This window comes from Nocardia nepalensis (genome assembly GCF_048910785.1).
GTDB classification, from domain to species: Bacteria; Actinomycetota; Actinomycetes; order Mycobacteriales; family Mycobacteriaceae; genus Nocardia; species Nocardia nepalensis.
The window spans coordinates 1-25,192 of record NZ_JBKBET010000025.1 but is presented as its reverse complement, the minus strand read 5'-3'; the positions used below and the strand labels follow the sequence as shown (position 1 = coordinate 25,192).

The following is a 25,192-nucleotide window of genomic DNA, read 5'->3' as shown; positions in this document are numbered from 1 at the left end:
CTATTCGCTGCCGCAGTGATCGAACTGGGCGGCATCCCACAGCCCGAGCAGTGTTTGCTCGCGCTGTGGTGAGATCCCTAGTTCTCCAGCGCGTTCGTGTTCGATGGCTGCTCCACCATTGGTGAGCCATGTCCAGGTATCCGCGACAGTGTCTGCTACGGGGCGGCTGATGAACCCGGCCTCGACCGCACGATGAGAGTCGACCGCCCACGCGCCCTTGTAGGTTCTCCACAACGGGAGTTCGGTCCACTGGCGAATTCCTTGTGCCACAAGCCATTGCTCGTCGGTGACCCAGTCGAGGGTCGCGTTGCCGCCTGTAACGTCCAGGCAAGCGCGCAGCAGGTCGTCCATTGTTTCGTTATCTGGCGCTGTGAGGTTGAAGACTCCGGTCAGCTCTGGTGTGAGCGCGAAGGCTGCGACATCTCGCACGTCGACCGGCTGAATCGTGCGGTCGGGCCGACCAGGGGCAAGCACACGCCCGCCTCGGTCCATGCGCCGTAGCCACCATTCGAGTCGGCCGACGTATTCTCTGGGGCCGAGGATGACGCCGGGCCGCAAGAGAGCTGTTCGAGCGGGTCCGAACGTCTCGATCACGGCGCGTTCGCAACCGGCTTTGCCGAACCCGTAGGTTGAGGGGCCGGGGTCGCCGTCGTATCCGTAGTCCGGTCCGGCGTCCGAGGGGCAGTCGAGTACTGCTGATTCCTCGCTCAGCGGCTCGATGGGCCAACCCTTATACACTGACACAGTCGAAACCAGCACATAGCGATTGGCGACCGGTTCGAGGGTGCGTGCCAATTGCAAGGTTTCGCGCGGAACGAAGCTGGATGTGTCGACGACAAGATCCCAGGGACCGGCCTCGGCCAAACGCACCAAGTCGTCAGGGTTGGTGCGGTCGCCTCGGACGACGGTCACTCCCTCTGCGTCGGTGCCACTGTTTCCGCGCCGGAACGTTGTGACCTCCCATCCGCGCCTGACCGCCTGGCGGGCGACCTCGTGCCCAAGGAACCAAGACCCGCCCAGAATGAGAACTCGCGTCACCATGCCATTGTGGGGCATCGGTCACGCGGGGGTCGACCGTTGCCCCAGCCGATCGAGCAGCGCGGCGAGCAGCGCGGCACGTTCGGGCATCGCGTTGACGTCCACATGTTCGTTGCGGGCGTGCGGGTGCCCGCCGAGCGCACCGAGCCCGTCCAAGGTGGGAACACCGATCGCCGCGGTCAGGTTGCCATCGGAGCCGCCGCCAGATCGCACCGCATGCAACGGTGCCAACCCGAGTTCGCGTGCCGCAGAGGAGGCTTCGGCGTACAACCACCGCGCGATCGGCTCTTCGAACGGGGGCCGGTCGATCCCACCGGACACGGTCACCACAGCATTGGGCAGGCGCGGTGTGAGGGCATTCATCGCGCGGTCGACACGTTCGAGGTCCGCTGTGGTCCAGGACCGCGCATCTACTTCGCACCGTGCGTATTCGGGCACCGTATTCACTGTCGTGCCCGCCGCCAGGACGGTCGGAGTCACCGAGGTGTCGTTGGTGGCCAGATCAGCGATCGTAAGTATCTGGTGCGCGAGCTCGACGGCGGCATTCACGCCGAGTTCGGGCTCGAGCCCGGCATGGGCCGCCTTGCCGGTGACCTCGACGCGATAATTGGCGATCCCTTTCCGTCCGATCTTCACCGCTCCACCATCAGCGCTCGGTTCACACACGAGCACCGCGCCGGCCTTGCGTGCCTGATCTTCGATCAACTGCCGCGACGTGGTCGAACCGACCTCCTCGTCACTGGTCAGCAGAACACTGACATGCGATGAGTCGGAAAGGAGTTCGATCGCGGTGATCGCCTGAACGATCCCCGCCTTCATATCGAACGTGCCAGGGCCAGAAGCAATCCCGTCAGTGACCGAGAATGGCCATTCTTCGGTTGTGCCGACTGGCCAGACCGTGTCGAAATGGCCCAGCACCAGCACCTTCGGATCCTCGGCCTCGGCCACCAGGTGCACGTTCTCGCCCACACGCTTGAGCTGAACGGGCCGATCCAGCGCGGTCGAGAGCCATGGATGCAGAAGCGTGGCGCACGATTCCAGCTGGATTGGAGCGTTGGACGGTGACTCGCAATTCACCAGCACCTGAAGCCGGTCAAGCATGGTCGCAAACTCGCCGCGGGCCGCTTCCAATAAGGCGCTGTCGATGCTCACCTGCTGATCTTCCTACGTCGCGACATCGTCGCGACACCGGGTGTCAAAAGGGAACGCCGCAGTCGGGCCGGGGACTGTGGATTTAAGGGTGTTTCCGGCCTGATTCGCTGAGCGATGCTCAGCGGGAAGGTGCCGTGATGACGACACTTGATGCCGTGACGAGGAAGAAGGAGCCGGTGCAGGCTTCGGCTGAGGAGTTGGCGGCCCAGGAGCTGGTCCGGATGGCCAAGGCCCAGGGGTTATCCCTGACCGGGCCGAACGGGTTGCTCAAACAGTTCACCAAGACTGTCCTGGAAACCGCGTTGAACGAGGAGATGACCGAGCACCTCGGCTTCGACAAGGGCCAGGCCCCGACTGAGCGGGAATCGAACAATGTGCGTAACGGGTCTCGTTCCAAGACGGTGTTGACCGAGGCGACCGGTCAGGTGCAGATCGAGGTGCCCCGCGATCGTGAAGGGACCTTCGAGCCGCAGATCGTCAAGAAACGCCAGCGACGATTGACCGGCGTGGATGAGATCGTGTTGTCGCTGTATGCGAAAGGGCTTACCACTGGGGAGATTTCGGCGCATTTCGCCGAGATCTATGGGGCGTCGGTGTCGAAGGAGACAGTGTCTCGGATCACCGACAAGGTGATCGCGGAGATGCAGGAGTGGTCGAGCCGGCCATTGGATGAAACCTATGTGGCCGTGTTCATCGATGCGATCGTTGTGAAGGTCCGAGACGGCCAAGTCGCGAACCGCCCGATCTATGCCGCGATCGGTGTCACCGTCAACGGCGAGAAAGACATCCTGGGGTTGTGGGCCGGCACCGGTGGTGAAGGCGCGAAATTCTGGATGAGCGTGTTGACCGACATCCGCAACCGTGGTGTGAAAGATGTGTTCTTCCTGGTCTGCGACGGGTTGAAAGGGCTGCCCGACGCGGTCGGGACCGTGTGGCCGCTGGCCACGGTCCAGACCTGTGTCATCCATTTGATCCGCAACACTTTCCGGTTGGCCGGCCGTCAGCATTGGGATGCGTTGCGCCGGGATGTGAAACCGATCTACACCGCACCCAACCCCGCTGCGGCACGAGCGGCACTCGACGAGCTCGCAGAGAAGTGGGGCACGAAATACGGTGCGATCGTGCGTCTTTGGGAGAACGCGTGGGAGGAATTCATTCCGTTCCTCGACTACGACATTGAGATTCGCCGGGTGATCTGCTCCACCAACGCGATCGAGTCGCTGAACGCGCGCTACCGGCGCGCGATCAAAGCTCGCGGGCATTTCCCCACCGAGCAAGCCGCGCTGAAATGCCTGTATCTGGTGACCCGGTCCCTGGACCCGACCGGGGCGGGTCGGGCACGATGGACGATGCGCTGGAAACCCGCGGTCAACGCTTTCGCGATCACCTTCGCCGACCGCTGGCCCGACGCCCAAACCTACTGAGAGAAACCGCCGGAAACACCCTTGGCGAGATAGTCCCTCGGGCCGGGCGGTGGTGCGCTCAGCCCGCCCAGCTGTGCCAGACCGATCGGATTGTGGTGCTGATGAATTCCTTCATCGCGCTCGGGCGCAGATCGGTTGTCGGGAGTTGGGTCGTTGGCATCCACTCGAATTCGAGATGCGCTTCTTGGCTGGAGGGTTCGTCTTGCAGTTCGGTGTCGAACACGAGATTGATCTCGTGGTGAGTGGTCTCGTTGTCGTCGATGTAGCCGTGTTCGACGACGGCGATAAGGCCGACTATTTTGGCTCGGGCACCCAGTTCTTCGGCGATTTCGCGGACGAGCGCGGCTTCAACCGGTTCGCCGGGTTCGACGTGTCCTCCGGGGAGGAAGGCCCATTGCTTTCCGCGTTCGCGGGCCACGAGTAGCCGCTCGCCGTCGCGGATGACTGCTCGGGCGATGAGTTCGGTTGTGGCGGTGCCCATCTGGACCTTTCTGTCGGATGGTTCTCGTACCGTGTGGGGGTGATTTCGGAGCTCACTGCTGATGATATGGCGCTTGGGGTCGGGCAGGTCGTGGCTGGGATCGGTCGGGTGTTTCCAGTCCGGCCGTTGCGGCAAGGACGCAATCATGTGTCGTGGGTGATGTCGTCCTCGCGTGGCTTGCTGGTGTGCAAGGTGCTCGTCGGGCTCGGTGGGTCGCTGGCGGCTCGAATGGCCGAGCACCGCCGCCTGTGTGAGTACCGCGTCCCGGTCGCACCGTTGCTGGCGTTCGCTGAGGCGTGCCCGGCGGTCGGTGATCGGCCACTGGTGGTCCTCGAGTACGTATCGGGGATCGACGCAGAGGAGGCCGCCCCATTGTTGCCCGCTCCTGTCATGGTGGAGGTGGTGCGCAGTACCGGTGCCGCGGTTGGGCAGCTGCACCGTGTACCGGTGGCAGGGTTCGGTGATCCGGTCGTGGGGCTCGGGTCTGGGCCGCGGACGTGGCCGGAAGTGGTCGAGGGACGCACTCGACGGTTGTTGAAGACCTCCACGGCGGACTCCTCAGTCGCTGCGTTGCTCGGCTCGGCCACTGATCTGGTGTGCGATTTGGCCGCAGCGCTGACCACGGTGCACCCAGCTTCGTCGCATCTGGATGTGTACCTGCCGAATATCCTGCTCGATCGTCAGGGTCGGTTTCTTCGACTATTGGACCTCGAGCATCTGCGGTGGGTCGATCCGGTGCTGGACTTTGTGAAGCCCGCGATGTGGATGTTCGAGGATCGACCTGAATGGGCGGAAGCGTTCGCCAGTGGTTACACGTCGGTGGCGGGGTGGCCGCAGTTGTGGGAACAGCGGATATCGGTGGCGACGGGGCTGGAGTTGATCAGCGGGGTCGATTATTGGGCGCAGGTCGGCGACTGGGACATGTTCGAGGACTACTCGCGTCGGTTGGGGGTGTGGCTGGATTCTGATGGAGCTGAGCATGTTTGGTCTGCTTTCAGGTAAGAATGATCTTCGCGGCTTGGGTGGCGTAGCCGTCCCAGTCGCGGTCGGTGGTGTCGATGACCGTGCACGGCAACGGTGAGGTGCTGACCCACGACATCAGGCGGCGCTGGGCGTGGCAGATGTATTCGGCCCGCGAAAGATCGGTGTCACCGAATCCTTCAAGGTAGCGGGCCCATTTAGGGCTTCGATGTTGTCGTGTCGATTCAACGCACTGTTCCTGGATCCGGGTTTCGGGTACCTGCAGTGCTATCAGGTGCAGGCCCAGGTCGGCCAGACGCTGTTCGTGGTCGAGCAGTTCATCTCTATCTATCGGTAGGCGATAGACGGGCAGGTCGAAGGCCAAACATTCCAGGACAGCGGTCGGTGTCCATTGGGGGGCGAACCGGTGATCGGGCAGGGTGCTCGCGTGGAATCGCCGGTCGACCTGCTCGAGGAATCCAGTTAGCTCGTGCAGCCAGGACAGAATTCTGGCGATGTGGCTGTCGTGGTCGCCGCTGGTATAGGTGTGGGTGGTGATGGTCGCTGCCTGTGGCACCGCGACCATCGACTGGCAGTCCGCGGAGAGCAGCCTGGTCAGGATTCGCTGGTACACGGTGGTTTTGCCCGCACCCCAAACACCGGTCAGGACGCAGCCTCTCATGAGTTGATCCATTTGAGGATCGAGTCGCCCAGGTGCGGCAGTTGCTGGGGATCGGTCCAGGTCAACGCCAGTACCGGCACAGATGCCGCGAGCCGCGTCCACCACAGGTTCTCAGATGGGTGTGCGTGGTTGCCGTTGTGCGGGAACAAATTAAGCCAGTCCTCGCCGAGGGTGTCACCGCGACCGAAATCCATGTGTCGGCGCAGATACCAGCCGTCGACAACATCGGGTGGAGGTTCCGGCGAGCGGTCCACCACCACGATGCGATGCACCGGCGCATCCGAAACCGGTGCGCGCCCGAATATCTGGCCGACCTCGTCAGGGGTGAGTTCGGCCTTGCCTTCCACCAGGACACGCCCGCGAGTAGGGGTCATTGCGGGCCACGCCTGCCCGAGAAGTCGAGAGCCGCCCAGCCCCTCGGGGGTGAATCGCCACGCCAGCGGTACGGCGACTGCCCGCCAGCCCGAACTGTCGGCGATGACCATGGTCCGATCGCCGGATACTGGCGCCGCGCGTCGTTCGAGGAGTGCGGTGAGCATGGTTGTCTTCCCGGATCCGGCCTGCCCGCCGACAAGCACTCCGTCGGCGCCGACGACAACGGAGCCTGCGTGCAGGCTTGCGCCGCCGCGGTTTTCGATGCCGCGCATGACAAGCTGGCGAATAACCCTGGTTCCGATCGTCGCTGCGACGTTGCAGTCGGTGCCAGTGACTGTGATAGTCCCCGGTGCGGTCTCGACCACATGGTCATGGGTCCACTCGGGCAATAGAACTTCGTGGTTGTCGACGATCCACACCAGGTAGCGGTTGCCCGGGTGGGCGGTACGGCAGTCGATCGGTGGCCGTGTGTTCAACAGTTGGCGGCTGATATCGACGGCACGCGGATTACAGGCGATCGACACCGTTACATCCGGCCGCTGCCCCGAATCGCTAACGACGAAAGGATCGATGTAGGCGCGCATCCTTTCGGTCACAGCGTTGCTCGCGATCACTGCGCAGCTGCGACTCGTAAGGTCGAGTATCAGCCCGGTCATCGCGGGCCGCTCTGTACTCGTTGCCGGGTGAGGTGCACTGCATGTCCGGGCTTTGTGTGCCGGGGCGTACCGAGCGCGCCTTGGACCGCGTGCTCGGTTTTCCAGCGCGCTACGGCCATCGGGCCGAGGTCGACTGGCGACATGGCGCGCGTGGGAATGTCCATCCAGCCCTGACAGCAGCGCACCAGCTGAGTAGCGATGTGCTGCCAGGACAGTTCCTCGTCCACGACATCGCGCCCTGCCGAACCCAATTCGTGAAGCAGGATCGGGTCATCCAGTAAGGCACTTATCCGGGCGGCCCACTGGTCGAGGTCGTCCTCGATGACCACGCCGCGGTGATCTGGCGGCAGACCGGACGCAGCCTCGGAGGTCGCAAGGACGGGCAGTCCTGCGGCCATGTAGTTGACAACCTTCAACTTTGAGCCCGCACCCGCTGTGAGCGGTGCCAGACCCAACGTTGCATTACGCAGCGCCACACCGAGCGATGCAGCAGGTCCGCAGAATTCGAGTCCATCAGTCTCACGGGTAACCTCTGCAGGCCCACGACCAATCACTTGCACCCGCGCACAAGGGCGCAGTTCACGCAGGCTCGGGACGATATGGTCCCGAAGATGCTGCACAGCAATCTGATTCGGGCGATAGAACAAATTCCCCACAAAAACCAGCCGCTGCGTGTTGCATACCGAGCCCCAGCAGAACGAGTCGGAATCCGCCCCATTGGGAATGAGCTCGACACGTTCGCCAGGGACACCGGCACGCAAAGCGAGCATCAGTTCACGTTGCGCACAGGCAATTACCAGGTCGGCAAGGTCGAGAGCTCCCTGCTGCAATTGGGCTGCACAAGCGACAGCGTCGGGCGGTTCGTTCAGACTGCGGGCCAACGCGGCATCATCGTCGTGCACGTCGTATAGCAAGTGAGCGTGCAGAAGATCGGCCAATGGTCGGCCGACCGCTATCAGGGTTTGCGCCTCGCACACCGCGACAATGTCGACCTCCGCATCGAGTACACCGGCCACTGCTGCAGGGTTGTAGTAATCGTTCGGGTGCACCAGCACGACCTCGACGGGCCAGTCTGCCGCAGTACCGTAGTCGTTGCCGCGGTCGCACAGCAGCACTGTCACCTGGGCACCTACTCGCCGGCTGTGCTCAGCCAACGAGAGCACTCGTGCTGGCGTGCCGGCCAGCGCGTATCCTCGCTCGACGTTTGGCGAATCGAGCATGAACAACAGGTTCGGAGTCAGCACACTCAACGCGTTTCCTCAGTTGGTTGAATTTCGATCGCCATTGCACGGTCAGCTGCCCTAGAGGGCTTTTGGCCACGTGTCGGTCGATTCGGTGGTCAAATCGCCTGAGCTGCACCAAACGCGATGCGTCAGACGGGACGTCGTCAGTCCGCGCGGGAGGCGGTGGGCAGACACAAGCGTCGGTCACGGATCAGCACCTAGGGTGGGTGCTGTACCCCAGGGTCATTAGGGGCGATAGCAAGCCGAACTGCGTGTTCGTCGATCAAGGCCGCCAGTTCGCCTTGACCTGCAGTCGATTCCGTTCAGTTCGGTCCCGCCATCGGTGTCTCAGGCTGCCTCGGATAGCTCATTCGAACCCATTAGAGATGAGGCCCGAACAGGCGGCAGGGCTCATCGTTCACCCCACGACAGTGGAAACGGTGGCCAGCGCCGAGAGATACTGCTTGCACTCACCCCCATGCCCTGAATGCAGGCTCAGAACAAACGGTGCCCGTTTCCGATTCATGATGATGGGTTGAGTTCGGCAATCGCGATGCTCGATGGCCCACTGATCGCGGACATCCGACGAGACGAACAAGGTGTGCCTCCCCTGGTGGTGGACGGGTGCACCGCGGTACCGACCAGCCGTATCATGCCGAAACGGGGAATTGCGGTTAGGTCCGCTGGTTTACGTCAACCGAGACAACGGGAAGTCGTTTCGTACTCCGGCACCGGGTGCTGTTTCACCTTCGCGCGGGCAGGTGGTTCATGAACGGTCCACAACCGGTTCATTTCGGTCTACTTGTAGCCCATTTCGGACCGGGCTCTCACCAAAGTTGCAAGATGACTCGCCGTGATGTCGGTTCAGGCAGCCCGCGGCTTCGGTGAGCTGGTCCACTCCTCCTGCTTCGCCTCCTGCGTGCTCGGCAACGCAGGGGCACAACAGTTTCCGCGAACCCAACACTGCCCGACACACGGGCCCAATGCTGTTAACCAAACCACACCCATGATCATGAGGAGACAAAGATAATGAGTGAACCGGCTTCGACACGACCGGGAGCATGCAGCTCGGGCCCTGCGCCCCGTTCGCGCACGAGACCATCGAACGAGAGGCCAGTGCCGATACCAGTTGAACGTGTATTGGCGCGCACCGGGGATGTCGTCGCAGCGTTGGTCGGTGCTCGTGCCTACTGCGAGGGAATCGAGCTGTCGTTCCACCTTTACGTCCGGCCCGGAAGCGAACATTCGGCGATCAGCGGCTTCGGTAGCCATCCCAACGGCGTCAAGGACCAGTTTCTGATCGGTGTCGAATTCTCCGACGGACGCACGGCGACCAATATCGATCGCTGGCGCCTCGACGACGACGCGGACACCGCGATCCTGATGAGCGGCGGCGGCGGTGGGACCGATGGATTCAGCTCCACCACCTACTATCTGACACCACTTCCTCCGCCCGGACCGCTGACAGTGATCGCAGCCTGGCCCACCGCCGGGATCGCTGAGCAACGCGTCGAGCTCGACACTGAGGCGTTGCGGCATGCCGCAGAGCGTGCCGAAGTGCTGTGGCCCGCCGACAGCGAAACGAAATCGCGACAGGCGCCGCGCATCGTTCCTGATTTCGCACCTGGCGGTTGGTTCGAACGTGCCGTGAACTGAATTGATCCCCCAAAGTCGAGGTCGACGCTGCAGGTGCGTTGATGCGGCGGAGCTGAATAAGCAGATCGGGGCTTTTGACCTCGTGGCCGACGTGCGGGTCGCACAGATGCGGCTCCCGGAGACTGCGAGGGATGGGTTCCCACCGACGACGATTCGCTCAGACCGATCTGCCGTCAAACACGCTGACGTACCACCAGCAGACAGGGCGGATCGCTGATGGCAGACCCGTTCAGCCACATGACATTCGTACACGCTGAAGGCACGCTCGCGGAGTACCTGTGCCAAGTACACCTGATGGAACTCACCCCCGAGCGTGCACGGCAACTCCTCAAGATCCACCGCTACCACCATCCAGACGACTGCACCGTGCATGCCGAGGCGGCGTATCTGCTCGTGGCCGAGAACGAATCCTGAACGATGCCAACGCTGCTCGTCGCCATCCCGCGCAGCAGCTCCGTCATTTGCCAGTTCGCCGGTGAAGGCCGGGAAACAATGGACCTCGCTCCTGGAAGAGGTAGCAGACTCAGCGGGCAGGTCGATCCGGCCGGTCCTCGTGGCAGTTCTCGACCTGCAACGCAGCGCGGAGGCGCTCGACCGGCACGACATCGAAAAACTCGCTGTCAACTCCGGTTGAATTCAGGCGGAAGCGACACTCGCCGTCGCGCGCACGGTCATCAGCGCCATAGCCACACAACCTCGAAAACCCATGCCCATACCGAAGTTCAGTGACCCGACAACCTCGCCTTTCTCTACCGGGCGATTTGCCGAGCTCACCCCCATAACCGGTGATTTTGGGCCGCGCCCATTGATCCGCCGGGCAAGGTGCGCGATTCCGGGCTGGTGGAATCACAGAACATCCGAAGCAGCAACTCCCTCGAGGCGCACCAAGGGCGCTATCTCGGCGAGCGTTAGATCCTTTGTCCTACAATGAATTGGCCGCATTGCTGGTTTGTCGCTCGCGGATGTTGTGATGGTTGCGCCGAGCTGCATCGGTCGGTCGCGATAGCCGAGCGCTTCCCAGATGTGCGCTGCGAGGGTCGGGAGAATCGGGCCGGTGAGCAGGGCGATACCGGCCAGCCATGTTGCGACTTCGTTTGCTTCGTGCGGGTTGGTACCGAGCATCCACGTCTTCGCGAAATTCGTTGCGGCTGCGAGGTCCACGTGAGGTGGTGTGAGTCGACATTGTTGTTCGTCGAGTGCCTGCCCGATCCGGACGTGATCAACAGTCACCTGGGTCTTCTCCTCCAGAGAGCGCAGAGCCGGCGCGAGAATGCGGGTCATCCATTGCCGTAGCTCGTTGATGCGCATGAGGAGAGCTGCGGGAGTAATGTCGCCGATCCGCAGATCAAGTGGTTCGTGTGCGAGGCTGTAGCGCAGTTCGTCGGCAGTGACGCTGGTGTTGTCTATCAGGTCGCTGATCCAGATGCCGTGTTGTTTGCTGGTGGAGCATTTGGCGCCGTCGAAGTGGAGCATGTGATTGACCACGGTGTGGTCGAACGGTTTGTATCCGGCGGGTTCGGCCAGGACGTGGGGTGCGACGAGTCCGGCGATGGAGTTGTCGCTGCCGAACAATCCGACCACCGTCACCGGTGATTCGAGGTCGAGGGAGTTGGCGTGTCCGCTGGTATGGAGGAGTCCAGCGTAGAGGGCGTAGCCGTAGTAGGTGTTGGCCAGCACGTGCCCTGTAGGGAGGTCGGTGCTGGTGATACCCCAGTCGCCGGGTTGGGAGAGCCGGATGCGGGTGTCGGCGCGGTGCAGGAAATTGCGTGGCGCGGTGAGAAATCGGTCCGCGAGTCCTGTATTGGTCAGCGCCTCAAGAATGCTGTGTGGATCTGCGGGGCGAGCGAACCAGCTGTCGCAGCGTTGCCAGCGGATTGCTTCGTTGGTCAGGCGGCTGCGCGGTTGCTGGAGTTGGTCGGGGTGGAAGTGGTCACCGCAGGCGGTGCAGGTGTTGCCGCCCGCCGGGGCGCCGCAGGTGGGGCAGCGGCCGGCGATCCACACGCCCAGCATCGCCCGGCCGCTGTCGGCGCCGACCGGGATGGATTCGGGTTCCAGATGCGCCGCACCCTGACGCCGCAGCGTGTCGAGCAACTGTTCGTGCAGTTGGCGGTATCGGTTGCGGTGTTCGTCGGCGAGAGGGTCGATCCAGTGGTCGAATTCGATGCCGAGGGCATCGAGATCATGCTTGATGCCGGCGTGGTAGTGGCGGCAGATCTGTTCAGGGGTGCTGTCGCCGGTGACGGCTGCGAGGACCCAGTTTTCGTAGGCGTCGGTGCCGGTGATCACGGTGGCGGTGTCGCCGGTGCGGCGTAGTGCGCGGGCGATCACGTCGGCGCGCAGGTAGGGGCCTGCACCATGGCCGATGTGCAAGCGTCCGTTCGGTGTCGGGCACATCGGGATCAATAGCCAGTCGGCCACGGCGGAGCCCCCCTTTTCTGATGGTTGTCAGCGCACGGTGACGGATTTCGCCAGCGAGCGGGGTTGGTCAATTTCGCGTCCGAGGTCCAGGGCGCAGTAGTAGGCGAGTAGCTGTCCGGCGACCAGGTTGAGGATCAGGTCGGCGATGTCGTCGCCGTGGTAGGGCAATGGCAGGTATTCGGCGAAGACACCCAGGTCGTCGGCGGGAATGTCGGCGGGTCCGATGCCGATGACCGGGCCTTTGCGGGCGGCGATCTCGCTGACCGCGGCCAGGGTTGCCGCGTAGCGGTCTGGGGTGCCGGTATGCGAGGGCAGCAGTGCCACGGTGTAGAAGTGCTCGTCGATCAGGGAGATGGTGCCGTGTTTGAAGAATCCGGCGGCGGCGCCCTCGGCGTGGTGGTAGTTGACTTCTTTGAATTTCAGCGCGCTTTCGCAGGCGGCCGGGTAGAGGATGCCGCGGCCGAGGAAGAACCAGTCCGCGACGTGACTGTATTTGACGGCCAGCGCCTGCACGCTGGTGGCGGTCGTGGCGATGAACTCGGCCAGGGTGTCACCCAGGCGCGCCAGGGAGTCTTGGTAGGCGGTGTAGTGGCCGTCGGTGAGGGTGCCGTTGGCGTGGCCGGTTTCCAGCGCGAGCCGGGCCAGCAGTACGACTTGGCTGACGATGCTCTTGGTGGACAGCACGCAGATCTCTGGGCCCGAGCCTTGGGGCAGCCGGTGGGTGGCCAGTCGCTCCTGGGTCGAGCTGGGCACGTTGCAGATACTGGTGAGCACCGCACCGGCGGCGATCGCAGCGCGGCATACCTCGAGGGTGTCGAAGGTCTCCCCGGACTGTGAGATCGCGACCAGCGGGTCACCGTCGCCGAGCAATGCCAGGTATTCGGCCTCGTCGGACGGCAGCGCCGTCGCCCGTACCCCGGCGAGGCTCTTGAGCAGGTACTGGCCCATCGACGCTACGTAGAACGCGCTTCCGGCGCCGACGAGGGTCACCAGCCGATCCGGCGGCACGATGGCGCTGAACTGGTCCGCCGGTAGCGCGAGCGCGGCGCGCACGGCGGCGGGAGTCTCGTGGATCTCCTTGATCATCCAGTGCGGGTAGCGGCCCTTGTCGGCGCGTTCCTGCCGGGCGGCGAGCCGGGTGAATTCTCGCTGCACAGCTTCGGCGGTGTCACCGACAGCGGTGTAGACCTGCGCGGTGTCGGCGCGGACCGCGACGATGTCGCCGTCTTCGAGGAACAGCACCTCGTCGTTGATGCCGTCCAGGGCCATCTGGTCGGAGGCGAGGATGCCGCGGTGCCCGTCGAACGCGACGACCAGCGGGCTTTTATGCTTGGCACCCCACACCGTCGCGGGGTCGCTCGAGCTGATGACCGCCAGGGCGTACTCGCCGGCCAGCGCGGCGGTGGTGGCCGCGATGGCATCGCGCATCGACGCGCCGCGCGCGAGATGGCGGGCGATCAGATGTGCGGCGACCTCGGAATCGGTCTCGGAGGCGAACGTGATGCCCTCGGCCTCCAGCTCGCGGCGCAGCGCGAGATGGTTTTCGATGACGCCGTTGTGCACCACGGCGACCGCGCGGTCGTAGGACAGGTGCGGGTGGGCGTTGGCGGCGGTCACGCCACCGTGAGTGGCCCACCGTGTGTGGCCCAGCGCAAGTGTCGCCTCCGGCAGCCCGGACAGGCGGCCTTCGGCCAGCGCTTTGCCCACCGAGCCGGTGTCCTTGGCCACCGACAGCTCACCGTCGGTGAGGCAACCCAGGCCCCACGAGTCGTAGCCGCGGTATTCCAATACGGCTAACTGTTCGGCGGTCAGCCCGGTCACGGTGATCTCGGGCGAGGTCATCCCCACGATGCCGCACATGTTTGGTTGGTTCCTCCGTCGGTTTCCGGGCGAGATTGCGTCCGCGGTGTCAGCCGCGACAATGCGGCCCACAGTATCCCGGCGTATGCGGATGCGGTATCGGAGTCCGGATGGATCGGTCGTGCCGGGGCGAGGTAGAAATCGGCCAGCCGCCGCCACATCGCAGCAGCCCTGCTGATCCCGTGCCGATCGACCAGAGCATCGACCAGACGCTCCAGAAGATTCTCTCGTATCGGATTGCCCGCCGGGATCGGAACAAGTGTCTGCAGGATCGTGAACGCTTCCTCGAACAGTGCCGCCTCGTGATGGGGGCCGTCGTAGCCGATCTCGAAGTCGATGAGCACGACAGCGGACCCGGGGGTCACGATCGCGTTGCCCGGCCACCGATCCCCGATCACGATGCCGTGGTCGTGGGCTCGTACCACCAGCTCGTAGTGCCGCAACACCAGCCCGTTGATGATCGCCGGGTCGGTGTTCGAATCGGCCAGAACCGTGTGCAGCGCACGGCCGGGGATCCATCCGTAGTCCACCGCTCCAACCGCGTGGACGGCGTAGACGGGCGTCACCGGGACTCCGATCCGCGCCAGCGTCGCTGTCAACTCCTGCTGGGCGGCCGGACTGCGGGTGAGCACCCGCAACCCGGCGACCCGCAGTAACGCGCCCACATACTCCTCATGCGGGTTCGCCCGCACAGTCCGGCGCACCACACACCGCGCCCCCGTGCCGGTGCGGGCCTGCTCGATCGTCACCACGGTGGTCAACTCCTCGGCGGTCACGGCGCCGAGACGAGCGACCACGGCCAATCCTTCGCGGAGATCGTCGATCCCAAGCACCAGCGGTGGTTTGATCAGCAGTCGCCGGTCCAGGTCGGTGATGCGCACGAACAATCCGGCCGCAGCGCACGCGGCCACTGTCTGAGCCGCCCATGCCTCCCGCAACCGCGGGGATCGCAACGTCACGGTGGCGATCAACCCTGTGCGCCGGACCTCGAATCGATCTCTGTCGAACGCCTCGTCGAGCAGCATGGCGAAGTCGGTTGTGCGGTGGTTCATTTCCTGGCGGGTAGCGCACAGGTGGTCGAGTCCGGCCACCGCGGCAGCGCACGACACCGGGTGCCCGCCTGCGGTGAATTCGGCGTCGTTGTACTGCAGCACGGCCACCAGATCGCGGCGCGCGAGCACCGCCGCCAGCGGATACCCCGCCCCCAGGGCTTTGCCCAGACAGATGATGTCCGATCCCACTCCGCTCCATTCGCTGGCGAACAGGTGCTGACCCAGCCAGCCGAACGACTGCACCTCATCGGTGATCAGCAGGGTTCCTGCGGCGTCACAGGCTTCACGCAGCGCTCGCAGCCCAGCGCGAGCATCGGTTCCGGACAGGCCGTGCGCCACCATCACCGGGTCCAGGACCGCCGCGGCCAGATCTCGTCGGGTGGCGACCAGCCGAGCCAGCGCCATCGGATCGGGCTCCTCGGCCACGACCGTCGCGTTCGAGTCGGCCAGCATCCGGCCACGGTGGGTTGTGGCCATTCCCAGGGTCAGAAACGATTCACCGTGCCAGGCACCCGGCAGGCAGGCGATCGCACGCCGACGGGTATGCAGCATCGCCAATTTCACGGCGGTCTCCACTGCGTCACTGCCGTTGGTCAGTTTGGCGGCGACCACATCCACCCCGGCCGGGGCCACCTGGGCCAGCCTGTCGCACAACGTGAGGAACGGCTCACTGGCAAACCGCGACGACGCGAACTCCACCCGCCGCACCTGCTCGGCCACGGCGGCGGAGATCGGTGAAAATCGCTGTCCCCATGCAAGATTCAGTGTCTGGGCCGCCAAGTCCATGAACCGGCGGCCGTCGGCGACGGTGAAGAAACCACCCTCGGCCGCCACGATCGGCGGATACATCGCCTGCACAGCCGTCACGATCGTCCCGTTCATCGCCCCAGCACCTCGACTCCCAGCAGATCGCGCCCGAACTCGTCGAGCGCGAGCGAACTCATCTCCGCATGCGCGCAACCGGCCACAATGTCGCGCAGCGCCCGCTGCGCGCGGTGCTGGCGACCGACCAGACGAGCATCTCCGTAGCGGGCCACCAACGCGCACACCTCGAACGCAACCTCGCTCGCGTAGCGGGCCACCGCCCGCAACCGCCGATACGAGCTCTCGGCCACCGCACCGGTGTCGCTGGCCTCCCGCCACACCCGCGTCACAGCCTCGACACCGAGCGACCGCGCCGCGTCCACCGCCAGCCGTGACCGCGCGACCTGCGCCACCAGACCGTCCGGCACACGCCTGCTCGCGCCCCCATAGCGGTGACCGGCGTGGGCGGTGAACTCCTCAATGGATCCTTTGGCAACGCCGAGGGCGAACCCGAGATGTTTGATCGCTGCCCGCCGGAAACTGAAATGAGCGCCGCCACGCACGGGAGCCTCGACCGGATAAGGCCATACCCGCGACCACGGAATCACGACATCGGCGACTCGGTAGTCGACTGTGCCCGTCGCCGCCAGACCTGCCCCGTCCCAGCAGTCCACAACCTCGAACTGCGACGCAGGCACCACCGCAGCCAGCTGCTGGGCTTGCGGCCAGGGGCAATAAACCGGTGACGCGCATCGCCCGATCGCCAGCACCCAATCGGCGTAGGCGGCGCCCGTACCGAACGGCCACCGTCCATCCACACGCAATCCTGCCCGCGTCGGGACGACAGTGTTGCCGAATGCACGCTCCTGGAAAGCGATCAACGGAAACGGGCCCCCTGGAGGGAACACCGCGCCCACGGCGGCGGCAGGCAGCATCGATGCCGCTCGCGCGGTGCTGCCGGCCAGCGCCCAATACAGCCATCCAGTCGAGCCGTCGACCGCACTGACCGCCTCGATCAACTCCATCTCCGTCAGCGGCCCGACCTGGAACCCGCCCACCTCCCTCGGCGCCAGCGCCGCCAAAAGCCCCGTTTCCCGAAGTGCCTGCATCACCTCGGCGCCCACCAATCGCGTGTCCTCGCCAGCGTCGGCGCCCACGCGAATCACCTCGGCGACACCAGACACCGAGCTCAGCAACTTGTCACGAACCACACTGTCAGCCTCAACGACATCACCCATCACCGAACCCCCTTGCTTCCGTGCTGAATTCGCCATGATCCACTCGAAATCCTTGTCAGCCAACCAAATTAACGTCCACGAGCCCACTGTGTCCGTCGCGTCGATGCGGGTTGACCATCAGCCACCCGCGGGGAGATGCTCGCAACAACGGCCGGTGCCGCGAACAAAGGACATCAGCACCGAACCGCGACGGCGGTGAATTCCGCGCCGAAGGTGTGCATCACTAGTTGCAGGACCAGACACTGTGATGCTCAGTCGCGATAGCGACTCATCGCGCCAACCGCCGCGTCGATGGCGCTCACCAGCGTTGGTGAGGCACTCACCCAGGTTTGTCGTGTCATCAAGCTCGGATGAGGTCGAGACGTTCACGACACTGCCCGTGCCCTAGGAGCGGAGTCCTCGATGATCAGTGCTCCGCCCCACCCGCACGGCCTAGCGTCCCATGTGCGGTGTGCGCCGATCCGGTTGTCGCACACCGGGACCGAACCACACAACACCGCCGGACACGCCACACTGACCAAGCGGTTCTCCCCGTCGAATCGCGCGCGCCCACAATCGGCATACAACCGAACATGGTCATCGCCCACCGTGGTGTAGCTGGGTACGAGCGGGTGACAGGGGGAAGTCGTGCAGCCCGACAGAGAAGGCGTCCGAGGTGAATACGATTGGATCCAGCGTCGCCACTTCACAAGCACACCCCCTCATGCATCCATTCCACGAAGCCGTCGTAGTCCACCGCACACGCGACATCCATCACGCGCCCGTCGGGGTCGCGGTAGATGCGGGCGTCGCGTTCGATCCGGATCCGCTCGCGGGTAAAGGTGACGAACGGCAATCCGAGTGCGGCACTGAGGGTGAGCGGGTCGTGCATCCAACTGCCGCGCCGCCGCCCCCTTGTGCTCTGGTGCTGAAACCACGCGTCGAAATTCGCCGCCAGCAACGGCGCCCACCTCGGTGCGGTCGCTGATCGCAGCCGCGCCAGCAGTTCCCAGTCGGGGGTGACGTCGATCGCGGAGCAATTCGTGAAATCCGACAGAACCAGCTGGGGTGTGCGGACCAGACGAAGCGCGACACCTGCGGCGACGGGGTCGGTGTGGAAGTTGTGCGAAGCACGCGTCTTATCGCGGTACCGATCCAACCAACCCCCCATCTGCGTGACCACGATCCGCTCGGCGAGATCGGGAACCAGACTCAACACGGCATACAAATTTGTCATCGGGCCCATCCCGACCCACCGGATCGGGCCGTCGGTCGAAGCGCACAGTCGCACAAGGTTCTCCACGAGCCCATCGGCGCCCTCGAGAACGACGCCGCCCGGGTCGGGGATGACGGTCGTTCGAGAGGGTTGATCGATGAATTCGTCCATCACGAACCGGTGTTCGCCGCCGATATCGATTCCCGGGATAACCGCGACGCCGGGCAGGTCCATCAGATCCAGGACGTGACGCGCGAGCTGGGCGCGCCGCCCACGGGTCTCGTCAGCGGTGATCACAGCGAGATCAGTTTCGGTGTGTGCGGCGATGACCAGGGTGACGAAATCATCTGGGTCGTAACCGATATCGGTATCCAGCACCGTCAGTCCCGCCCCGGTGAGCGTGCTCGGCCGGGTCGTCTTCGACGGCTGCTCGGTGAGATCTCCTCGGTCATCGAACATTTAGCTGTACTCCTTGCTGTACGGGTTGCTCTGGTAGGTGTGGAGGGGCTGTGTCAGCGCCAGGTTTCGGGATCGAAGTCAGCAAAGATGCGTCGGATTCCGCCGCGTGGATCATCGACGTCGCCGTAGTGGCGGGGGATCATGTGCAGGTGCAGGTGGGCGATGAGTGGGAATGCTGTGGGAGACAGTGCTTCTCACCAGGGCACGGCGTGCCGGGGTAGTCGGCGGATATCGCAAGCGAGTTCGTCGGCTAAGTCCTGATACGCGCTCGCGGCCTCGGCGAGCCGCAGCGAGGCGTCGTAGAACAGCGGGTCCGGGGCAGCTGCAAGCGCGATACAGGTGTGCACGGTCAGCTGCGCGAGCTGGTCTATGACCTGTCCCACCGTGTGGGTGGCCAGACGCGCGGCGGGGAACGGGATCGGCGTTGCCGCCACGACCCATCCGTCGATTGCCGACAGCGAGCGAATGCGTTGCCAGTCGATGTCCTCGACCGCGCACAGCAGTGCATGTTCGCGGGTCTGATGCAGTATCGCGAGCTCGGCGGCCGCGTCCAGCATCGGATGGTCGATCATGTTGGGGAAGCCTCGACAGGCGCCCAGCACGGCATCCTTGTCGGGGAGTCCGGAGGGGGTCACCGGTGATCCCCTAGAGCTGGAAGTCGCCGTGCCCGCCGCGCGAGGTCGGTGGTCAGATCGGTGTAGCCGTCGACCAGTTCAGCGAGCCGGTACCAGGCTGCGTGCACGGCCGGGTCGGCGGGATCGATCGTCATCAGCAGGTGGTAGGCGTGTACCTGGGCCTCGGCCAACCGGGCTATCACCGCTCCCAACGTCTCGGTGTGCATGGTCGCGGCCGGATGCGGAAGCGGCAGGTGATCGGCAATCCACACATCCACAGCGAGTACGAGTTCATCTCTGCGGCAACAACACTCACTCCCGAAGGCGGTCAGACGCCGCTGGTACATCAGACCGAACTCATGCGCCAGTTCCGCTACTGGATGGACTCCTATGTGATGCCCGCGGATCGCCGAGCACAGCGCCTCACCCGACAAGAACAGCGCTACCGCTCCAGGTTCGGAACCATCCGAAACCGCTGCGCTCGTATCCGGACTTGGAATGGCGTGCATACCTCACCGCCACACCACAGAAGACCGAGCCGGGCCGAGGAACCGACGAGCAGCCGATATCACGCTGGTGCGCGAGGGCAACGAATGCGCAGTTACCGGCTGCGCCACCCAGTACCACCCGGTCGGATGGTCGGTCATCGGAAACCAGACTCGCTCGCCGGACTCCAGGATCCGCACCCCGCGCTCCTCCAGCTGGGCCAGGGTGTGCATACCGAGCCTGCCGCCCCACGCGGGGCCGACGAGGAAGACCCACTCACGATTCGGTCGTGAGTGACTGATGATCGGCACCGACACGCACCGGGTCTCCTCGAGAAGCTCCAAACGCACCTGCTTGCCGAGACCCGCGGGCATCGACACCGCACCCAACGCTGGAGTCGCGATCAACGACACACGCTCGAACGCACACGACACCGCGAAACCCAACCCGCGATACACGTGGGCTACCTCATGCGCACTGTGGCAGCTCTCGAACATCACCGCTCCCTCCGATGACGGCCAGCAGGCTCTGGGACGACCGAGAGGTGGGATCGCGACTTCTGGCGCGCTTCCGCCGCCACACGACAACCCCGCGCCACACCGGCCCTGAAAGGCACGATGACTGACGCCCGCTGCAGCGCCTGACCATGCATCATTGGGATGTCCTCTTCCGGGAACCGATACGCAGCCCGCCTGACTGGCGTTGCTTGGGTGGCGGCCATGTGCACTCGGTCGCGGCCATGCCGACAATCTCGAGCGCGGTCAGCCCCAGTGATTGGGCGCACTGCCGAATCGCCGACAGCTCCTCGGCGACGAGCAGAGCTGCAACTGCCTGATCTTCTGTGAGTGTCCGCCCCCGCAGATAGCTGACGACCCATCCGCCATCGCCAACGCTGCGGGCGAGGTGTGCGGTGCGGTCGCTGCGTAGCACCTGCGAATCATGGAGAACCGTCATCGCTGATCCCTGTTCCCAGTCGTTGTTTGCGTTCGTGCCGCCGTAGTCCGCCTGGTTCGACACGACCAGCAATCCGCGTTGGCGGCGGGTAGCCGGATTCAACTCCAATGCATCCTCGACGACGCTGTGCCGACTCGTTTTCATGGACCTACTTCAATCTCCGAAGAAACCTCGTATTACCAGGCGAGTACGCTGAGAGTAAACTACTTGAATCAAGTAGGCAATACCCTCTTGATGACAGATTGCAGGTAACGGTGCTGTACGGTGATAGCGGGCGCAGCCAAGGGAAGGGAACAAGATGGCGCACACGTCTCCCACCGTTGCCGGGTGGGAACTCATGCTCCGCATCCGCATGCAGGCCGAGGAACGTGGAGTGAAGGCTGTCGCGGTCGCGCGGGCTCTGGACGTGAGCGCTCAGTACTGGTCACAGTTGACCAAGGGAAAGGGCACCCTCGCCGAGGACAAGCTCAACAAGTTGCTGGATCTGCTGGAGTTCGATCGCCACGACCGGGCCGAGTTGCTGGCGCTGCGTGACGTCGCCAAAGGACGTCACCCTTACGCCCAGTACTCGGCGCTGTTCACAGAACCGTTGTTGCGTCTGTTCGGCCTGGAAGACGGAGCTCGCAGCATCCGCAGCTTCGAGAACGCCGTGATCCCCGGTCTGCTGCAAACCGAGGACTATGTGCGCGTCTTGATGCGCGCCAGCGTCACAATCGGACGGCAGATCGAGGTCGAACAGCGGGTTCAAGCCCGCTTACAACGACAGCGTCGCCTCAGCGAGCCCGACCCGCTCCAGCTGTCGGTAGTCATGGGTCAAGCAGCGCTGACGTATCAGGTCGGTAGCCCCGAGGTTCACAAGGCGCAGCTGGTGCACTTGCTCGAGCTATCGGACAAGCACCCGAACACGCTCGACCTCCGGGTCATCCCGTTCGAGACCGGTGGCACGTCGATAGCCAGCCTCAACGCCGCGACGTTCCACCTATTGGATTTCGAGAGCGCACGGCTGCCCACTCTGGGCTGGATCGAGACCGCCCTCTACGGCGAACTTGCCGAGGACTCCGCCCAGGTGGGAGCGCTGGAATACTTGTACGAGCAGCTCCATTCAGTTGCTCTCAGCCGGAGCGATTCGCAGCAGTTGATCAAACGAGCTGCAAGCCAGATAGGGTAAAGACCGTGGACACGCACTTCTTCAAATCGACCTACAGCGGTGGTAACCAAAGCTGTGTAGAGGTCGCCCATCGGGACGACATCGTGCTCATCCGCGACAGCAAGTACACCGGCCCGGCAGATGACCAGCCGATCTTGTCCGTGACAGCCGCGCAGTGGCCAATAATGCTCGATCTAGCCCTGAGCAGAATGTCTGGGAAGCTGGGCGACACCATGACGGTCACAGTCCACCACGATGGTGGAGCCACCATCATTGGACCAGGGATAACCGGACAGCGCATGGCGCTGGTGTACACCGCCGACGAGTGGGACGCATTCGCCAAGGGTATCGCCGACGGCCAGTTCGACCGCCGATAGCAACTGCCGCTGCTGGTGGGCGGGCACCTGAAGCCAGCCAGTTCCGCGAGCGACAGCAAGCAGAGATGCACTTCTAGTGCGCCCCTGCCTTTTCTGCGGGGAGGGTATGCCGAGTTCAATGACGTAGGTCTTCTACGAGTTCGGCTGCATGCTGTGCTGTCGGCTTGAAAGCCGGGGCAGAGGCAAAGTCGGGATCGTTGAGATCCTTGGAGCAGCAGAAAAGAGCCATGAGCTTGCCTGACCTGGTGGCCAAGTCGGCTCGTCTTTCCCGGAAGACCTTGTCGGCCAAGGTCGGAACCATCAGCGAGTTCGTCCACAGTGTCGCCGCATCGAGACCTCGCGGGGCGAGGCCGAAGTCTTCCCAATCGAGAATCCAGCAGTCGGGCGCAGTGAGGTTGGACCAATTCAGGTCCGCATGGGCGGGCACCCACGGCTGATTGTTGATCATCGTGTCGACTTGATCGGGAAAAGCCTGTTCGATCGTCTCAGTGACCAGGGCCTGGATGATCAGCTTAGTGTCTGGCGTGGCTACGCGTGTAGTGCGCTGACGGGCAAGGCTATCCAAGGAGCTGTTGAGCGTGCGCCACCACTGCGGCGACAATTCGGGTTCAGTGAGCGGGTATCCGATCGGCTTCGCGGCCGGCCCGGTGACCAATGCACATTCGTCGGCCCGCCAGAGCACTCCTAACGATTCGTCGAGCCAGGACACCGCTCGGTACCACTGGGGCTTTGCGATGCCCTCCAGCAGGGCTGAGGCTTCGATTCCGTTGTTGACCTGCTCTTGGCTGGCCGCCTTGTCCAGTGGTCGGGCCTCGATCCGTACCCACGTGCCCCGATCGGTGCGCACACCGACCGAACGGCGCTTGCGCACGATGGTGGATTCGTCGAAACCCGTTCCGAGGCGGGCCTGTACCTCGTCGATAAGCTTGTCGACTGACTGTTTCCGCAGGTCGCCGGTATCGGCCCCCTGCGTATGACCTGACAGAGCGTCTGCCACGATCTAGCTCCTCAGCGGTGGATGTGTTGGCTGAACCCAACGGCGTTTATAGCGCGACAGGACTTGTTGCCCGCCTTCAGGTATCAGCTCGGATGAGTTCGCGGTACTGGCTGATGGCGTCGGCCGCGACGTCGACGTCGGCCGCAGCCACCAGTTCCGTCAAATGTGCCGTGTCACCCGTTCCGACCGCGATCCGCGTCACGGACGGCAGTTCAAATGCGAGCCGAAAAGCAGCTTGCGGTGTGGAACATCGCTGCTGTCGTGTCAAGAATGCGGACAAGTTCGTCGTTCGCCACACGGTTTCGGCTGTACCGCCCCCGAAGGGACTCATACCCCACCGCCCAGAAGCCGTGATCCCGAATGCCTCACCGATCTCTTCCGCTGCCGCCAACACCGAGTCCGGCACCGTGAGTCCAGCGCGGACGAGCAGGACAGTTGGAAGCCGATCAGGTTTGCTGGCCGCGAGTACGTTGACCAGCGGGCGGGGGTCCCACGACGAGATGCCCCACGCTGCACAAAAACCCGTCGACACTGCTTCGGCGAGGTAGGCGCAGGCGCCCGCCAAACGGTCGGCACCCTCGCCAGTCGAGAGGTGGGCGAGAGTGCGCTCCGGATTGTGCAAGAACACCACATCCGGTGTCCGGCCGAGATCCTCGCTGGATTGCTCGACAGCGACGCGCAACCGTTCGGGCTCAAGGGAGTGCACGGTGTGCCCATCCGGTCCCGGGAAGAATCCAACCTTGGTCGACACGGTGAACTCTGCGAGCAGGTCCCCGGCGGACTGGGCGAGCATCCGGTGTGAGGTGAAACCGCGGTAGTTGTATGCGGTGTCCACGCCACAGATGCCGAGTTTCAGGGCGTGTTCGAGCAGGTGCCGGTCGGGATCATGCCGGTATAGCCCGAGGACAACGCCACGGTCAGTTCGGCGCACACGCCCTCCTTTATCAGGCTTTCTGCAAGAACGACGGCGTCGATGCCCGTCGTCGCGGTCACGGTGGCGAGGTCGATCGGATGACCGGCCAGCAATAGCCGAAGCGCCGGTTCAGCCTGCGCGGCGAAGATCATTTTCTTGCCAGCAGCCAGCACATCGACTTCCTGTCCCCGGACTTCGATGCGTGGGGAGAAGTCCGTCAGGCACACAACGGCTTGTGGCGGGCCGAATACTCCACCGGTCGCGACGTGGCGGGGTGGTTGTCGTTCATGCTCTCGAGCGGCGAGATACGCCGAAATCGGGTAATCGGCGAGTAACTGCGCCATTCCGGCCACGAGACCGTCCTCCTGCGCGGCGCGGTCGGATGTTTCCCACCGGTGCAGATCGTGTCGGAATGGCTCGCGTTCCCTACTTCGGTCCGCCACCCAGGACATCCAGTCGACCCCAGTCCGTTTGACGAATCCGAAGGTCACGTGGAGGCTGTACCCCGCTCCGCGGTCGGTGCGAGTGGCCTGGTGCCAGAACCCGCGCGGAATATGCATCACGTCGCCGGTCCGCAGTGTGCCCGACCACAGGATCTCTTCTGGCGGAACTATGTTCGGCTCAGCGTCCCGGTACATCGGTACCGGTCGTGAGGCCGAGCGGACCTCCCATGATTTCTCCCCGCCGATCTGGACGATAATGACGTCGTGGTCGTCCCAATGGAGGGAAAACCCGGCAGCGTCGTTGGTGGTCAGATACGTATTGACCTGAACTATTTCCCGGGACCACCACTGCAATGCCCGACAGGCGATCTCCATGGTCGGGTCAAATGAGTCCAAGGAGTCCAGCACCAAGGAGCAGCCGGACTGCATGAGCTGATTCAGGCGATCCATATTGGCTACTGGAAGAACCTGTGACCGTCGGGTCACAAGCTGTGTCAGGTATGCATCGGGGTGCAGCTCATTCCCGTTCTGAAAGCATCGGAACTGTGGAGGTGACACCGTGCGCCGCATGATTATGTCGAGCAGCCT

24 protein-coding genes are annotated in these 25,192 nt (G+C 63.9%); 6 read left to right on the top strand and 18 right to left on the bottom strand.

Translation table 11 applies throughout. From position 1 onward, the window contains the following. Together ACHQ4I_RS20550 and ACHQ4I_RS20545 are read right to left on the bottom strand one after the other, a co-directional pair. Positions 1–1,041 carry an NAD-dependent epimerase/dehydratase family protein gene (locus ACHQ4I_RS20550; RefSeq protein ID WP_420773421.1) on the bottom strand — a complete coding sequence of 347 codons (1,041 nt, stop codon included), beginning with the start codon at positions 1,039–1,041 and terminating at the stop codon, positions 1–3. Between the two features lie 18 nt (positions 1,042–1,059). Next, the gene (locus tag ACHQ4I_RS20545; protein ID WP_420773420.1) at positions 1,060–2,190 is read right to left on the bottom strand and encodes a M20 family metallopeptidase; all 1,131 of its coding nucleotides are present in this window, start codon (positions 2,188–2,190) and stop codon (positions 1,060–1,062) included. Positions 2,191–2,324: 134 nt separating this feature from the next. On the opposite strand from ACHQ4I_RS20545, the gene ACHQ4I_RS20540 reads away from it, so the two are divergent. Beyond that, the gene (locus ACHQ4I_RS20540; RefSeq protein ID WP_420773419.1) at positions 2,325–3,614 is read left to right on the top strand and encodes an IS256 family transposase; all 1,290 of its coding nucleotides are present in this window, start codon (positions 2,325–2,327) and stop codon (positions 3,612–3,614) included. A 58-nt stretch (positions 3,615–3,672) separates the two neighbouring features. Here ACHQ4I_RS20540 and ACHQ4I_RS20535 read toward each other — a convergent pair whose 3' ends face one another. Continuing rightward, entirely contained in the window at positions 3,673–4,095 is a 423-nt protein-coding gene (locus tag ACHQ4I_RS20535; RefSeq protein WP_420773418.1) for an NUDIX domain-containing protein, read from the bottom strand. Between the two features lie 147 nt (positions 4,096–4,242). Between ACHQ4I_RS20535 and ACHQ4I_RS20530 the strand changes: the two genes are divergently transcribed. Next, positions 4,243–5,097, top strand: coding sequence for a phosphotransferase family protein (locus ACHQ4I_RS20530; RefSeq protein ID WP_420773417.1), 855 nt, complete (start codon positions 4,243–4,245; stop codon positions 5,095–5,097). On the opposite strand, the gene ACHQ4I_RS20525 is transcribed toward ACHQ4I_RS20530, so the two are convergent. The 3 genes from ACHQ4I_RS20525 to ACHQ4I_RS20515 form a co-directional block, all read right to left on the bottom strand. After that, entirely contained in the window at positions 5,090–5,737 is a 648-nt protein-coding gene (locus ACHQ4I_RS20525) for a hypothetical protein (RefSeq protein WP_420773416.1), read from the bottom strand. The genes ACHQ4I_RS20530 and ACHQ4I_RS20525 overlap by 8 nt on opposite strands. Further along, positions 5,734–6,636: a hypothetical protein gene (locus tag ACHQ4I_RS20520; RefSeq protein WP_420773415.1), complete on the bottom strand. Its 903-nt coding sequence runs from the start codon at positions 6,634–6,636 to the stop codon at positions 5,734–5,736. Before ACHQ4I_RS20520 ends, ACHQ4I_RS20525 begins: the two co-directional genes overlap by 4 nt. Before the next feature lie 128 nt (positions 6,637–6,764). Further along, complete coding sequence (locus tag ACHQ4I_RS20515) at positions 6,765–8,012, bottom strand: glycosyltransferase family 4 protein (RefSeq protein ID WP_420773436.1); 1,248 nt, start codon at positions 8,010–8,012, stop codon at positions 6,765–6,767. Positions 8,013–9,107: 1,095 nt separating this feature from the next. Between ACHQ4I_RS20515 and ACHQ4I_RS20510 the strand changes: the two genes are divergently transcribed. Together ACHQ4I_RS20510 and ACHQ4I_RS20505 are read left to right on the top strand one after the other, a co-directional pair. Next, the gene (locus ACHQ4I_RS20510; RefSeq protein WP_420773414.1) at positions 9,108–9,647 is read left to right on the top strand and encodes a hypothetical protein; all 540 of its coding nucleotides are present in this window, start codon (positions 9,108–9,110) and stop codon (positions 9,645–9,647) included. A 216-nt stretch (positions 9,648–9,863) separates the two neighbouring features. Continuing rightward, the gene (locus ACHQ4I_RS20505) at positions 9,864–10,061 is read left to right on the top strand and encodes a hypothetical protein (protein WP_420773413.1); all 198 of its coding nucleotides are present in this window, start codon (positions 9,864–9,866) and stop codon (positions 10,059–10,061) included. Between the two features lie 432 nt (positions 10,062–10,493). On the opposite strand, the gene ACHQ4I_RS20500 is transcribed toward ACHQ4I_RS20505, so the two are convergent. The 9 genes from ACHQ4I_RS20500 to ACHQ4I_RS20460 form a co-directional block, all read right to left on the bottom strand. Next, positions 10,494–12,065: a class I tRNA ligase family protein gene (locus ACHQ4I_RS20500; protein ID WP_420773412.1), complete on the bottom strand. Its 1,572-nt coding sequence runs from the start codon at positions 12,063–12,065 to the stop codon at positions 10,494–10,496. Between the two features lie 27 nt (positions 12,066–12,092). Continuing rightward, positions 12,093–13,925, bottom strand: coding sequence for a glutamine--fructose-6-phosphate transaminase (isomerizing) (gene glmS, locus ACHQ4I_RS20495; protein ID WP_420773411.1), 1,833 nt, complete (start codon positions 13,923–13,925; stop codon positions 12,093–12,095). Beyond that, the gene (locus tag ACHQ4I_RS20490) at positions 13,904–15,859 is read right to left on the bottom strand and encodes an aminotransferase class III-fold pyridoxal phosphate-dependent enzyme (protein ID WP_420773410.1); all 1,956 of its coding nucleotides are present in this window, start codon (positions 15,857–15,859) and stop codon (positions 13,904–13,906) included. Before ACHQ4I_RS20490 ends, glmS begins: the two co-directional genes overlap by 22 nt. After that, positions 15,856–16,938, bottom strand: a complete 1,083-nt coding sequence (locus ACHQ4I_RS20485) for an acyl-CoA dehydrogenase family protein (protein ID WP_420773409.1) — start codon at positions 16,936–16,938, stop codon at positions 15,856–15,858. Before ACHQ4I_RS20485 ends, ACHQ4I_RS20490 begins: the two co-directional genes overlap by 4 nt. A gap of 766 nt (positions 16,939–17,704) precedes the next feature. Next, positions 17,705–18,673, bottom strand: a complete 969-nt coding sequence (locus ACHQ4I_RS20480) for a nucleoside hydrolase (RefSeq protein ID WP_420773408.1) — start codon at positions 18,671–18,673, stop codon at positions 17,705–17,707. A gap of 194 nt (positions 18,674–18,867) precedes the next feature. After that, on the bottom strand, positions 18,868–19,308 hold the full coding sequence (locus ACHQ4I_RS20475; protein WP_420773407.1) for a hypothetical protein: 441 nt from the start codon (positions 19,306–19,308) through the stop codon (positions 18,868–18,870). Then, on the bottom strand, positions 19,305–19,634 hold the full coding sequence (locus tag ACHQ4I_RS20470; protein WP_420773406.1) for a DUF4254 domain-containing protein: 330 nt from the start codon (positions 19,632–19,634) through the stop codon (positions 19,305–19,307). The genes ACHQ4I_RS20475 and ACHQ4I_RS20470 overlap by 4 nt, the downstream gene beginning before the upstream one ends. A 165-nt stretch (positions 19,635–19,799) precedes the next feature. Continuing rightward, positions 19,800–20,270, bottom strand: a complete 471-nt coding sequence (locus ACHQ4I_RS20465) for a hypothetical protein (protein ID WP_420773405.1) — start codon at positions 20,268–20,270, stop codon at positions 19,800–19,802. A 154-nt stretch (positions 20,271–20,424) separates the two neighbouring features. Then, positions 20,425–20,871: a hypothetical protein gene (locus ACHQ4I_RS20460; RefSeq protein ID WP_420773404.1), complete on the bottom strand. Its 447-nt coding sequence runs from the start codon at positions 20,869–20,871 to the stop codon at positions 20,425–20,427. A gap of 154 nt (positions 20,872–21,025) precedes the next feature. Here ACHQ4I_RS20460 and ACHQ4I_RS20455 point away from each other — a divergent pair, with 154 nt between their 5' ends. Continuing rightward, positions 21,026–21,895, top strand: coding sequence for a DUF5753 domain-containing protein (locus ACHQ4I_RS20455; protein ID WP_420773403.1), 870 nt, complete (start codon positions 21,026–21,028; stop codon positions 21,893–21,895). A 5-nt stretch (positions 21,896–21,900) separates the two neighbouring features. Beyond that, entirely contained in the window at positions 21,901–22,251 is a 351-nt protein-coding gene (locus tag ACHQ4I_RS20450) for a DUF397 domain-containing protein (protein ID WP_420773402.1), read from the top strand. Positions 22,252–22,366: 115 nt separating this feature from the next. Here the strand turns inward: ACHQ4I_RS20450 and ACHQ4I_RS20445 are convergent, their stop codons facing one another. From ACHQ4I_RS20445 to ACHQ4I_RS20435, 3 genes are all read right to left on the bottom strand, one after another. After that, entirely contained in the window at positions 22,367–23,248 is an 882-nt protein-coding gene (locus ACHQ4I_RS20445; protein WP_420773401.1) for a phosphotransferase, read from the bottom strand. Between the two features lie 76 nt (positions 23,249–23,324). Next, positions 23,325–24,179 carry an aldo/keto reductase gene (locus tag ACHQ4I_RS20440; RefSeq protein ID WP_420773400.1) on the bottom strand — a complete coding sequence of 285 codons (855 nt, stop codon included), beginning with the start codon at positions 24,177–24,179 and terminating at the stop codon, positions 23,325–23,327. Next, complete coding sequence (locus tag ACHQ4I_RS20435) at positions 24,101–25,054, bottom strand: JmjC domain-containing protein (protein WP_420773399.1); 954 nt, start codon at positions 25,052–25,054, stop codon at positions 24,101–24,103. Before ACHQ4I_RS20435 ends, ACHQ4I_RS20440 begins: the two co-directional genes overlap by 79 nt. Positions 25,055–25,192 lie beyond the last annotated feature (138 nt).